Raw genomic sequence first — 12,600 nt, 5'->3', positions numbered from 1 at the left:
GCACTTTGATGAGACTTGGGGCAAAGATTACCCGCACGTGGTCAAGTCTTGGCGCAATAACTGGGAGGGCTTAACGGTGTTCTTTGAGTATCCGAAAGACATCAGAAAAGTGATTTATACCACCAATGCGATAGAGTCGCTAAACAGTGTGATTCGGACGGCAGTGAATAAGCGTAAGGTGTTCCCATCTGATCAGGCAGCATTCAAAGTGGTGTACTTAGCCACCCAGCAGGCGTCTAAAAAGTGGGCGATGCCAATCCGTAACTGGACGTCTGCTCTGAATCGTTTTATGATTATGTTTGATGACCGTATCAGTAAGCATTTAATCTAAAGGGCAGTTACACAGAATATGGGATGGGCTCAAAAAAACCGTATCTCGAAACCAAGATACGGTCATAAAGACATTGAGCCTTTGTCATCATGCGATAGATTAACTATCAATCACTTCAAAGCTAAGACCAGAATGCGCTTCTAAGCGTGTTATTAGCTTATCACCCATCGCAGATGCTGGTGTCCAGAACCCACCGCCAATGTCCTCTTTGCTGATATCTTGTGCCAAGCATAATGCCGCCTGCGAAATCATACGAGAGGTACTGCCATAACCAGGATCTCTATCACCTGTTACTTTAACGGTAATAGTGTCATTTTTAGCCGTTTGTCCAAAGTGACGAATATCAAAGTAGCCGTTCTCTTGCTCGTCTTTAGAAGGGCCTGAGCCAGCTTTTGGTAAGACGTGCCTGGATAGTAACTCGCGACTTGGTTTAATCATCATCGCAGTAGCAAAGCCCAATAAACCTGCGCTCATAGCATAGCTAGACAGTTTTCCTTTGACGCCATCTTTCATCCACATCGCTTCATCATATTTAAAATCGCGACCGTACTCATAGCTGAGTAATTGGTTAGTACGATGGACGATACGCGTATTGATGGTGGCCATGACGAAAGGTGCTAACCAGCGCTTATGATTACTATCATATACTGGTTTGCTAACATTATCCTGACGTACGTTTGGTGCATCACTATCATCGTTTAACAGATAAGGATTGGCCACTTGTTTGCGACGTGCTTTGTCCTCACCAGCTTCTTCAAATATCGATGCCATCGATGCGATAGTACCACCTGAGATACCACCTTTCGCTGCTTTAACACGCATATGAATGACATTGCAGGTCTCGCCGAACTTTTCTTCTGCCTTAGCTTGGGTAAAGTACGCACCCAAATCTGAAGGTATAGAATCAAAACCACAAGAGTTAACAATACGGGCACCGCTTTGCTTGGCAATGTCTTGGTACTTATCCATCATATCTTTGATGAAAATAGCCTCACCAGTAAGATCGACATAATCTGTACCGTTTTCAGCACAAGATTTGATCAGTGGCTCACCATACTTTAGATAAGGACCGACAGTAGAGATGATGACTTGAGTTTGCTTTGTCATCTTATCAAGGCTGTCAGCATCGTTACTGTTGGCAATAATAATGTCTACCTTGCTCTCAAGTTTGGCCTGCAACTTGTTGAGCTTGTCTTCATCACGACCTGCGATCGCCCATGATACGTTTGAGCCATCTTCGTTCTTATTATTTGACAAAAAATTGGTTAAATAGTGAGCAGTGATCTGACCGACGAAGCTTGTCGCGCCATATAGAACAACTGCATAAGGGCGTGTGTCGCCGCTGGTTTTTTGTATAAGGTTTTCAGTATCCGTATTGGTATCCATATGTATTGTCCTTAATAGATTTGAGAATAAGTGGATAGTAAACTATAAACCAAGTCGTTTGATTAGGTTAGGGGTTTGTGAGGTCGCTACAGTTTATAGTTTGCAGCCTACCTCACATACAACATCACATATAACGTGAGGAATTTAAAATAGTTCTGCCTGCAGTTAGAGGAACAGAGTCCAGTAAAAGAGCATTTAATAAAAGCACATTCAGGTAAAAAGCGCTTAGTTTAATAACTCTCAGTTAAATAACGCTGTATTCAGAAATATAATTCTATTTCGAAAATATCATCTATTAAAGAAAAAGAGGTATGAGACATTAACAGTTACTACAAACTTTACATAACCTACCGATATTATTACTAAAATGAACGTTTTTTAGAGAAGAACATTGCTAATCTATAAACGTAAACAGTAATAACTAGCATTAGATAAAAACAAGTTAAATAGATGCTATATAAATTCTAATATCTGTTTTTTACCATTATTGAGGAGAAGATTATGTTTCGTTGGGCCATTATTTTTGCAGTGATCGCATTATTAGCGAGTTTCCTAGGTTTTGGCGGTGTCGCAGGATTGTCTGCTAATTTGGCATACATTTTCTTAGCAGTCGCTGTGATTTTGTTTATCGTTGCCTTTGTCAGTCGTAAGATGTAAACACAGCTTATCGTTGTAAATACCTACTATAAAAAAGACCCTCAATTGAGGGTCTTTTTTTGTCTGCTTTGACTAGGGTAATCAATAGAGAACTCGGATAATCGGCATCAAGGCATACATTGTAAACTTGCTACTATAACCGTTTGGGCTGAATAATATGCTCCATGCGCTTGGCTAAACGAATATCCAGACTAGATATACCACCTGTATCGTGGTTGGTTAAACGAACCTCCACGATATTGTAGGTATTACGCCATTCTGGATGGTGCTCAAGCGCTTCAGCATGAAATGCCGCTTGATTCATAAAGCTCATAGCTTCGATAAAATCGCTGAAATGATAGGTCTTGACGATGCTATTGCCGTCACGCTGCCAGCCAGCCAGCTCTTCTAGCTGTAGATTGATTTGTTTGTCAGATAAACTACTCATATTAATAACCTTTATTGTTATGTCGAATTGGTTTATTAAAATTGGTACTAGGGTACATCTCCTATGCTAAATAAATATCTACATACATTTCCTGCTTTGCCCGATGTCATTTAACTGAGTCTAGTTAACGAATTACTTGAGTCTAATTATGTAGACAGTTAAATCAAATCTTGATACTCAGGATGTTTGCTAATGTATGACGCGACAAATGAGCATTGTGGTATCACTTTCTTGTCTTGCTCGCGTGCATAATTCAATGCGTGCTTTACCAGTGCTGAACCAACGCCTTGACCGCCTAATTGCTGCGGTACGATAGTATGATCGTAGACCAATTTGTCAGCACTGTCCTGATAGCTAATATAACCTGTCTGACCGTCGATAGATGTCTCAAAGCGGTTCGCTGCTTGATTATGAACAATTTCTAGATTTGGTTTAGAGGCTTGATTACTCACTAATATACTCCATTTCTTATTATCAAATTTTTATTATGAACTAAATATTTTATTAATTTCGATAGTGCCAGTTTAGTATGTAGTTTTGATACTTAACAATCTAGACGCTTACCGTAATGGTTGATGGGACGACTGTTAACGTCACCTATGTTTGTTGTCCTACCTTATCATGGCCGTATCTAGTTGCAAATATGAATATGTCACCATGCATAGGAGATAGCTTTACGGACGACTGGAGGCAAAAAGCGAGTGAGACCATCAGTGTTCTCTATCGCTAATTTGTTTTCTAAATTGACAGCTGACCTATCATCTTTATGAGTAGTACTATCTGCATTTTTCGTTGACTGTACATAGGCTTGCCATTCTTTTTCACTAGGTTTGCTAAAGTGATAAATACGTCCCAGTACTTGCTTGAGTTGTGTGCCAAAGTGGCCAGTGTTATAGCTTAAACCATACTTACGGCATATGGCCTGTACCTGCGGCGCAATCTTTGCATAGTGGCCAGCTGGCATATCAGGAAATATATGATGCTCAATTTGGTGGGACAAGTTACCTGTCAAAAGATGGAACCATTTGCTGCCTTTGATATTGCTAGAGCCAAGGATTTGGCGTACATACCAGTCGCCTTTACTTTCATTGGCATCGAGATGGGTATAGATATGCGCTTGCTCAGTGAAATGCCCACAAAAAATTACCGCCCACGTCCATAGATTACGGACAGTGTTGGCAGTCATGTTACCGCTCAACGTACTCAAGGCGCTACGACGACCTAGTGTCAGCGCTACTACAGATGGCAGTGCGATATAGTCTTTGCCTATTTGTCGCCCAATTTTGGCAAATAAGGCGCGAGACTTTTGTTGCATGATTTTGTGTAGATCAGGGGAGTCAGCGTATTCATCGGCACTGATTTGGATGTCGTGAAAAGCTACTGCCCATTCAAAGCCAAATGCCAGTACCGCTGTACTAAACATATTGTAGCGATCTTCTGGCGTCCAAGGCTGCTCGTCAGTCACTCGAATTAAGTGATAGCCTACGTCATGGTCACGGCCAACAATATTGGTAAAAGTATGATGTAGATAATTATGAGAGTGTTGCCATAATGGAGCAGGGCAGACAATATCCCAGTCGAATTTTTGACTATTAAGGTGCGGGTGTTGCATCCAGTCATATTGACCATGCATGACGTTATGACCCAGCTCCATGTTGTTCAATATTTTGCTAAAGCTAAGTAAAGACGTGCCTAGTAGCCAAGTAGCGACTAGACTGCGTTTCGATGGCATACGCCCAGCCGCTGCAAGTAGACCACGGGCGATAATTTCACTATATACCACGGTGGCATATATCCGCTGTATATAGCGTGCATCCTTACTGCCTAGCGAGTCCATGACGCTTTTATATAGGGCATTGAGCTCTACGGCTAAAGCATCACTTTGAAGCTTTGATAAAGGTGCGCCAGTCAACGTTGGGTAGCGAGTCCGTGTCGATGTGCCTGGCTGACCGCTATCATTGATTGCTTCATCATTAAGCTGCGAGTACGACGTTTGCGGCGTCAAATGTGAAGGCGCGTTTTTTGCTAGCTGAGTATCGGACAAGGGCGTCAAAATAGGCACAGCAGATTGTGGCGTAGTAACGGGTGGTAATAAGTGCATAAATAAATCCTTAACCGAAACGGCGTGAATAAGCAGCACTGCATCCGGTTTGATAAGTTATCTGAGTTTTAGCCTATAAAATAACGTTTGCCTTTTATTTCTCATAGGTTGTTTGGCATATGCTTTCTATTGAGCCAGTCGTTCTATTAAATCAGTCATTAAACATCGAGTACCACATCAGTCATGGCAATGTTGATACAAGTCTGAATAGACTCGTAACCATCACCACTCACTTTCCCTGTTTGGACGTTTTTGACCACGCCGCTGACTTTATTACAGCGGCATAACTGGCAAATACCTTGCCGGCAACCATATGCTAGCCGTACATCTGCATTCTCAGCCGCAGCCAGTATGGTCGTGTCACTGCTAAACTGTCGTTGCCGTGACCGCAAATAGACAGTGTGTTCTTCTACAGGTATCGTTTTATCGAATATTTGATTGCTGCCATTATCAACATTAGCTAGGGCATTACCAAAGTTCTCTACTATGATGTTATCGCGCAGCTGTTTGTCTATAGGTAAAGTTATCTCTGCGGCGGCTTTATATAAGCCAGCTAATAACGCTTGTGAACCGCAGGCAAATATTTGCGTATCTGCTAGAGGTAAGTTTAGCGACAGCAGACCCTCTGCACTTAAGTATCTTGTAACAGCCAAATAGGTAGTCGGATCTTCAGTATGGATTAGATGATAAGTGAAGTCTGGATGAGTATCGTTCAGCTGTTGCCACTGATGTTGCAGCTTGGATGAAACAGTCCGACTATAATGCAACAGCGTTACCTGATGTCCATTACTCAAGGCTTGAGTGATAAGTCCGAGCATAGGCGTGATACCGCTACCACCAGTGATGAATAGCAAAGGAGAGGGTTGCTTATTCTCTGATATTTGCTGCCTTAGTATTGAGGTTTGTTCCAAAGTGAAATTTCCAAGTGGCAGGCTTGTATCAACGACACTAGCCAACGGTATCTGCTTGGTTAAATAGTCAGATACCAACCCTTGTGGTTTAATCGCGATAGTTACCGTATGACATTGGTTTGCTGTGTGGTTCTCGGTAGTATCGTCGAGCCACCAAAGTGGTTGATGCGCCAAGCCCACTATCGAGTAGCTACGCTGGTGATAGACCCCCTCAATACAAACGCGCAAATCAAGATATTGACCGCCTTGCCAACCACCCATCATCTCAGAAATCTGCTGTTTAAAGGCTCTATTGGTCTCAAATCGAAGTGCTATTAAATCATCACTTAATGTATAGCGTGCGATCAGGCGTAACTTAGGAGTCGTCAATGACCAAAACGGATGTAAGCGCGATCCGATAAAATCGACAAACGCACGTTGAATAATTTCAGGGCGATAGCCGTTGGCCATATTATCAGTACCTGTATGATTGCTATGAAAGTGAATGATGTAACGCATACAAAGTCAGCTTATAAGTCATTCTAATAATCGAAAATGAAATCGAGCCGATAGACCTTGTTAAGCCACACTAATATGCTAACGGCTATTGATTAAATTTGCGAAAGTTTTGATGCTATTTTTTGTGGTCTTTATAAAACGCTAATGAATCAAAATGTTAAGTTAGTTCATTAAGATAAGACTTCTTGCGTTACTTTTACAACGCGTGTTTTATAGCTAAAGGCCATAGCCTGCTGTCAAAAACGGTAAAACAACTGGTAAAACAACCTGTCAGCTTGCAGGGTATGCGCCACAATGCGATAATGACCTATAATTTGTAACCCTGATTTTGAGGTACGGCACGCTTGGCATCATCGCTGAGTTGCATTTGCTGTTCTCTTCTATGCAGTCTATCGGAGTGTTAATGGCTCAATATATTTACACGATGAACAACGTGTCAAAACTTGTTCCCCCTAAGCGTGAAATCCTAAAAAATATCAACCTATCGTTTTTCCCTGGTGCCAAAATTGGTGTTTTGGGTATCAACGGTTCAGGTAAATCAACCTTGCTACGTATCATGGCAGGCGTGGATACTGAGTTTAGTGGTGAAGCACGCGCGCAGGCAGGTACCAAAGTTGGCTATCTGCCACAGGAACCACAGCTAGACGACAGCAAAGACGTTCGTGGTAATGTCGAAGACGGTATGCGCGAAGCGCTAGATGCGCTAGCACGTCTAGATGCTATCTATGCTGAATACGCAGAGCCTGATGCTGATTTTGATAAGCTTGCTGAAGAGCAAGGCAAGATGGAAGATATCATCCAGTCTTGGGACGCGCACAACTTAAATAACCAGTTAGAAAAAGCAGCCGATGCGCTACGTCTGCCACCATGGGATGCGGACGTTAGCAAACTGTCAGGTGGTGAGAAACGCCGTGTGGCACTATGTCGTCTGCTATTGTCGCGCCCTGACATGCTATTACTTGACGAACCGACCAACCATTTGGACGCCGAGTCTGTTGCATGGCTAGAGCAGTTCTTGCAGAACTACAGCGGTACTATCGTTGCCATTACCCATGATCGCTATTTCTTGGATAACGTAGCTCAGTGGATCTTGGAGCTTGACCGTGGCCATGGTTATCCGTATGAAGGCAACTATACTGAATGGCTAGAGCAAAAGAACACGCGTCTAGAGCAGCAGAACAAGCAAGAAGAATCATTTGCTAAAGCGCTGAAAAAAGAGCTTGAGTGGATTCGTAAAAACCAGAAAGGCCAACAGGCTAAGTCTAAATCTCGTGTACAGCGTTTCGAAGAATTGAACTCAACTGAGTTCCAAAAACGTAATGAGACTTCTGAGATTTATATTCCACCTGGTCCACGTTTGGGTAACAAGGTTATTGAGATTAATGATATCTCTAAATCATTCGGCGATCGTCTGCTGTATGAAAACCTAAGCTTTAACGTACCAGCTGGTGGTATCGTTGGTATTATCGGTCCAAATGGTGCGGGTAAAACCACACTGTTTAACATGATTACTGAGCGCGATACGCCAGATACAGGTTCAGTTGATTTGGGTGAAAGTGTTAAAGTTGCCTATGTCGGTCAGGTACGTGATCATCTAGATGACAACAAAACCGTATGGGAAGAAGTTTCTGACGGTCTTGATATCATTACGGTTGGCGACTACACCACGCCAAGCCGTGCCTATATCGGACGTTTTAACTTCAAAGGCTCAGATCAGCAAAAACACGTCGGTCAATTATCAGGTGGTGAGCGTAACCGTCTGCAGTTAGCGAAGACGCTAAAGCAAGGCGCAAACGTATTGCTCCTCGATGAACCATCAAACGATTTGGATATCGAAACCTTACGTGCACTAGAGGATGCGATTCAAGTATTCCCAGGTACAGTAATGGTCGTATCGCATGATCGCTGGTTCCTTGATCGTATCGCGACTCACATCTTGGCGTTCGAAGAAGAAGGCCCAGTCTGGTTCGACGGTAACTATACTGAGTTTGAAGCGTATCGTAAAAAGACGATGGGTGACGATGCCAGTCCTAAACGTGCCAAGTACAAGAAAATTACCAACTAATACAGCTTTTTAGTGTATTGAAATTCAATAAAAAAGACCGCTAATCGTTAGCGGTCTTTTTTTGTTTAGCGTAAAATCTTAAAGGGTATGGGTAGTCGTTAAAATTAACGCTTACGCCCAAACTTACGCTGTTTTTTATTACTAATCTCAGTAATGGCGTGAGTGATTTCTTCTTCGTCCAAACTAGCAACTTGCTGCAAGATTTGCATCATATCAGGCGTTAACACGTACTTAGCATGATGAGCGATGTCGTTAATGCGATGATCGAAAGTCAATATGCCTGTTTCATCATCTTTTTGTAGATAGTCAAGACGAGTCAACGCACTGATGAAGCTGGTAAACAAGGCGCGATCAAAGAAGTCAGGAATATCATCTGCATAAAGCACAGACAAACGCTGTCCGAGCAGGTGACACAGGTCAACAACTTCATTTTCAGTCAAATTACCAGAGCCTTGCTGAGCGAGTAGTGCAAGCGTCATAAAGTAACGCTCAAGGCTTTGTCCAACTGGTGTTGCCAGCACTTGTAACTGCTGATAATGCTTACTATTAGACTCAGGAACGCTGAGCGTATCATCACCCAAGTCAACGATGAGTCCATGAGACAGCAGATTATCAACTTTCTTATTGAGCGTATCAGCCAAGCCATGTGCTGGATAATATAAGAACAGCTCACTTTGTAAGAACGGATATAGCTGCTCAGCGATACTATCGAGACGGCTGCGTTTGATACGTCCGTTGCGTGCGACTAGTGCAGACAGGAACGACAGCAAAATAAAGACATGTAAAATGTTATTACGGAAGTAGCTAAGTAACGCTGCTTGTTTACCTGCGACCTGAATGATATCGCCCAAGATATGCGGCGTACGCTCAATAAGCTTTAACTTAATACCATAATCAATGATTTGCTGCGGCGTCATATCAGTGATAACTGTATCCTCTGAGTAGACCAGCTGCTGAGCCAGACCTTGGTACAGTGCGATTTGCTCGCGGCAAATATTTTCATCCAATGCAGCTTTCGGTGCTGATAGCAGAACCAATGACAGCAGCGATACAGGTGTGACGACCGCAGCTTTGTTGATATGCTGCATGACTTTTACGCCGATGTTATCAACCATAGCGCTGGTTTTTTCATCAAGCAGCGAGTCAGTACGATCGGATGGCAAACTATTGGCTGGCACATCGAATTTTGTCATAAAGTCGCTAAGATGCAACGGCGTACCAAAGCTCAAGTGCACATTACCGAAGATACGTTCGATTTTGCGGCCAACTTTAAGTAGTCCAATCAAAGACTCTGACTCTTTTGGCTTACCTTTTAGCTCACCGACATACGTGCCGCCTTCCATAATGCGCTCGTAACCAATATAAGTTGGAATAAATACCACAGGTTTATTGGTTTGGCGTAGTTGGCTATGCACAGTCATCGCTAGCATACCCATTTTTGGCGGTAGTAGGCGACCTGAACGTGAGCGACCACCTTCGATAAAGTATTCAATCGGAGTATTGCGTGTGATAAGGGTATGCATATATTCGCGCAGTACAGCAGTATACAGCGCGTTGCCACGGAAGCTACGACGAATATAAAAAGCAACGGCACCGCGTAATAGTGGGCCTAATACAGGTACATCTAAATTGTCACCTGCTGCGACATAAGGGATACTCAGGCCACGTTTGTAGATGACATAAGACAGTAATAGATAGTCGACATGGCTGCGATGACAAGGCACATAAATCAGCTCATAATCGGTCGCAAGGTCACGTACTCGCTCGAAATGATGGACTTCTACGCCGTCATACAACTGCGTCCACAACCATGTCAAAAATTTATAAAAACCACGGATGATAGAATGAGAGTAGTCATTGACCATCTCATTAGCATAGCCTCTGGCCTGACTGCGAGCTTCTCGAACGCTAGTCCCTTTCTCGGCCGCTTCCATCTCAATCGCATGCTTAATAGCTGGCGAGTACACCAGTTTGTCTACCAAGTTACGTCTATCTGATAGATCTGGGCCAAGCATACTAGCGCGCTGCTTATCTAAATAAATCGACAATTGCTGCTGCAACATACGAACCAGTTCACGATTACTATCAGCCGATGCGACTAGCGCATAGTTTGGTATCTGCGCAGCGTCAGTTGCGTCATCACTGTTAGTAGCCGTTGACTCTGTATCGAGTGAATCCGCCGCTGTTAAATCTGCTTTAAGGGCATCTGTAGCAACTGAGTCAAAGGTAGCAGGTCCTTCCACGTCGCCTTTGAGATTATCGTTGATAATGGTACGTAAGTCTTGCGGTGGGTGAAACTGTACAAAAGTGTCGCGGCCCATCACCCCGATATTAAATAATTGCTTAGTGATGCTAGGATCTTGCCAGTTGTCAGCAGTCAGTAGCTTAAATAACGAATCTTCTTTTTCAGGTGCGCGTCCCCACAGAATCGATACGGGCACTAGACGTACCTTTAACTCCGGATATTGCAATACAGCAGACACTAAGCGAGAAAGGCGAGGTGACAATTGGCTGTCTTTAGCACTTGGGTGATTCAAAAATATGATGGCCGCATTTTCTTTAATATTATGGGCGGCATCATTTACTCCAACCAGTGCTGGCGGTAAGTTGTGCTCTTGCGTCTGCAAGTCAATCAGAATACTGTTTGAACGAGAATAGTCCTGTAGTACATAAAACCGTAGCGTCTGATCATCATTGTCGAACTCAGGTAGCTCGCCTAATAACTTAGGTTTTACGGCGATATCGAGCATCTGACCTGACAGCTTACGATACAGCTGATTGATCGGTGCATTAGAATAAGGCTTAGTAGCGATTGCATTGCCAACAGTTTTAGCAGTGCCATCAGTCGCGACTGGCGCTTTAAAAATCCGTTTTTTTAAGAACTTCGGTATCATAATCAGTATCAAAAATAGTCAAATATGTTGCGCTTATGATGCCATAAAAGCCACCAAAGCGATATATAGTGTCTGTATATACTACCAATATTAATACGGTTTGGTTACGCTGTAGTGAGTGACCAATTATACAAAATGCTCAAACATTTGAAAGTTCACATGTTTAGGGTAATAATATATTTATATCACCGATGACTCATAAATATAGCGTCTATTTTTCAATTTCATTTTATTAAGCCTAAAACTTATGACTCCAGCTATCGATCTTGCCAAAAAACGTAACCTTGATTACCAAGTACACGAATATACTCACGACAGCAATGCCGTATCGTTTGGTTTAGAAGCCGCAGAAAAACTTGGCGTAGCGGTGACACAGGTGTTTAAAACTCTAGTGGTGACCACTGATACGGGTGTACTTGCTGTGGCGATATTGCCAGTCGACAAGACACTTAACTTTAAAAAAATGGCTAAGGCGCTATCTTCTAACAAACTGCTATCTTGCAAAAAAGTACAGATGGCTGACCCCAAACAAGTAGAGCGTAGCACAGGCTATGTGTTGGGTGGCGTCAGTCCACTGGGTCAAAAAAAGCGACTAAAAACCGTGATAGATAGTACAGCTCAAGATCAGGCCACTGTCTATGTAAGTGGTGGCCGCCGCGGTCTTGAGATTGAATTGCCGCCTGCACAGTTGGCCGCGACGCTTGATGCTTGCTTTAGTGGTATTACTGATGAGTAAAATGTTATACGGTGGCTATCATCTGCCTATTACAAAATGGCCATGTCGACAATTTCGCTAAGCATATTTATGAGTAATCTATACTGGGTTCGCTTGTATTGAAAATATTTTGGCGCAAGATTGTTGTAGATTGACCATAGCGATGAGGCGTAGACTTATACGCCGGTTTATCTATTATTTTTATCTACATTTAAGGACATGCTCATGCCACATTTAACCATTCAAGTAACACCCAACGTCAGTATCGCTCACGAAGAATCACTGCTCAAATCGTTAAACAAAGCATTGTGGGATAGTGGTCAGTTTAAGCTGCCTACTGATATCAAAGCCCGTATTGTACCTATTAACTCATTTCTAGTAGGTGTTGAAGATGATGAACAGGCCAATGGATTTATTTACGTCCACCTAAAGCTGATGAGCGGACGTGATATGGCCACTCGTGACCAGTTGGCTGAGATGTTGGTTGCTACTATCGAGGAAAAAATAGGCGCAGAGCAGTCAGGACGTGCGGCATTGCAGATATGTGTAGAAGTTGAAGAGATAAGTGCGGTCTATCATAAAAAAATGCTTGGTGACTAACAGTACTCGCCTTAA

At 42.9% G+C, this 12,600-nt stretch carries 11 protein-coding genes; 5 read left to right on the top strand and 6 right to left on the bottom strand.

Annotated features, from left to right (window positions below; all coding sequences use genetic code 11):
* A partial coding sequence (locus tag CXF62_RS00745) for a transposase (protein ID WP_145990509.1) occupies positions 1 to 331 on the top strand: 331 nt, incomplete at its 5' end.
* Between the two features lie 99 nt (positions 332 to 430).
* On the opposite strand, the gene CXF62_RS00740 is transcribed toward CXF62_RS00745, so the two are convergent.
* The gene (locus CXF62_RS00740) at positions 431 to 1,717 is read right to left on the bottom strand and encodes a saccharopine dehydrogenase family protein (protein WP_102092549.1); all 1,287 of its coding nucleotides are present in this window, start codon (positions 1,715 to 1,717) and stop codon (positions 431 to 433) included.
* Between the two features lie 501 nt (positions 1,718 to 2,218).
* Between CXF62_RS00740 and CXF62_RS00735 the strand changes: the two genes are divergently transcribed.
* Entirely contained in the window at positions 2,219 to 2,374 is a 156-nt protein-coding gene (locus CXF62_RS00735; RefSeq protein ID WP_082624527.1) for a DUF1328 domain-containing protein, read from the top strand.
* A gap of 133 nt (positions 2,375 to 2,507) precedes the next feature.
* Here the strand turns inward: CXF62_RS00735 and CXF62_RS00730 are convergent, their stop codons facing one another.
* The 4 genes from CXF62_RS00730 to CXF62_RS00715 all read right to left on the bottom strand — a co-directional run bounded on the left by CXF62_RS00730 (position 2,508) and on the right by CXF62_RS00715 (position 6,311).
* Positions 2,508 to 2,801 carry a 4a-hydroxytetrahydrobiopterin dehydratase gene (locus CXF62_RS00730; RefSeq protein ID WP_057757953.1) on the bottom strand — a complete coding sequence of 98 codons (294 nt, stop codon included), beginning with the start codon at positions 2,799 to 2,801 and terminating at the stop codon, positions 2,508 to 2,510.
* 158 nt (positions 2,802 to 2,959) lie between these two features.
* On the bottom strand, positions 2,960 to 3,253 hold the full coding sequence (locus CXF62_RS00725; RefSeq protein WP_102092548.1) for a GNAT family N-acetyltransferase: 294 nt from the start codon (positions 3,251 to 3,253) through the stop codon (positions 2,960 to 2,962).
* 200 nt (positions 3,254 to 3,453) lie between these two features.
* On the bottom strand, positions 3,454 to 4,902 hold the full coding sequence (locus CXF62_RS00720; RefSeq protein WP_102092547.1) for a fatty acid desaturase family protein: 1,449 nt from the start codon (positions 4,900 to 4,902) through the stop codon (positions 3,454 to 3,456).
* A gap of 158 nt (positions 4,903 to 5,060) precedes the next feature.
* Positions 5,061 to 6,311 carry a flavin reductase family protein gene (locus tag CXF62_RS00715; RefSeq protein WP_228153118.1) on the bottom strand — a complete coding sequence of 417 codons (1,251 nt, stop codon included), beginning with the start codon at positions 6,309 to 6,311 and terminating at the stop codon, positions 5,061 to 5,063.
* Between the two features lie 403 nt (positions 6,312 to 6,714).
* Here CXF62_RS00715 and ettA point away from each other — a divergent pair, with 403 nt between their 5' ends.
* A complete protein-coding gene (gene ettA / locus CXF62_RS00710) occupies positions 6,715 to 8,376 on the top strand; it encodes an energy-dependent translational throttle protein EttA (RefSeq protein WP_057757965.1) in 1,662 nt (553 codons plus the stop codon).
* A 104-nt stretch (positions 8,377 to 8,480) separates the two neighbouring features.
* On the opposite strand, the gene plsB is transcribed toward ettA, so the two are convergent.
* Entirely contained in the window at positions 8,481 to 11,126 is a 2,646-nt protein-coding gene (plsB, locus tag CXF62_RS00705; protein ID WP_371548602.1) for a glycerol-3-phosphate 1-O-acyltransferase PlsB, read from the bottom strand.
* Positions 11,127 to 11,517: 391 nt separating this feature from the next.
* Between plsB and ybaK the strand changes: the two genes are divergently transcribed.
* Both ybaK and CXF62_RS00695 read left to right on the top strand, forming a co-directional pair.
* A complete protein-coding gene (gene ybaK / locus CXF62_RS00700) occupies positions 11,518 to 12,006 on the top strand; it encodes a Cys-tRNA(Pro) deacylase (protein ID WP_102090904.1) in 489 nt (162 codons plus the stop codon).
* A gap of 204 nt (positions 12,007 to 12,210) precedes the next feature.
* A complete protein-coding gene (locus tag CXF62_RS00695) occupies positions 12,211 to 12,585 on the top strand; it encodes a 5-carboxymethyl-2-hydroxymuconate Delta-isomerase (RefSeq protein ID WP_102092545.1) in 375 nt (124 codons plus the stop codon).
* Positions 12,586 to 12,600: the final 15 nt, after the last annotated feature.

The sequence above is a fragment of the Psychrobacter sp. MES7-P7E genome, assembly GCF_002863645.1.
Taxonomy (GTDB): Bacteria; Pseudomonadota; Gammaproteobacteria; order Pseudomonadales; family Moraxellaceae; genus Psychrobacter.
The sequence above is the reverse complement of the archived record's forward strand: the minus strand, read 5'-3'. Positions and strand labels throughout refer to the sequence as shown.

Coding starts and splice junctions, on each gene's coding strand:
- CXF62_RS00730 (WP_057757953.1), bottom strand. CDS start 2,801: ATGAGTAGTTTATCTGACAAACAAATCAATCTACAGCTAGAAGAGCTG.
- CXF62_RS00695 (WP_102092545.1), top strand. CDS start 12,211: ATGCCACATTTAACCATTCAAGTAACACCCAACGTCAGTATCGCTCAC.
- plsB (WP_371548602.1), bottom strand. CDS start 11,126: ATGCTCGATATCGCCGTAAAACCTAAGTTATTAGGCGAGCTACCTGAG.
- ettA (WP_057757965.1), top strand. CDS start 6,715: ATGGCTCAATATATTTACACGATGAACAACGTGTCAAAACTTGTTCCC.
- CXF62_RS00715 (WP_228153118.1), bottom strand. CDS start 6,311: ATGCGTTACATCATTCACTTTCATAGCAATCATACAGGTACTGATAAT.
- CXF62_RS00720 (WP_102092547.1), bottom strand. CDS start 4,902: ATGCACTTATTACCACCCGTTACTACGCCACAATCTGCTGTGCCTATT.
- CXF62_RS00740 (WP_102092549.1), bottom strand. CDS start 1,717: ATGGATACCAATACGGATACTGAAAACCTTATACAAAAAACCAGCGGC.
- ybaK (WP_102090904.1), top strand. CDS start 11,518: ATGACTCCAGCTATCGATCTTGCCAAAAAACGTAACCTTGATTACCAA.
- CXF62_RS00735 (WP_082624527.1), top strand. CDS start 2,219: ATGTTTCGTTGGGCCATTATTTTTGCAGTGATCGCATTATTAGCGAGT.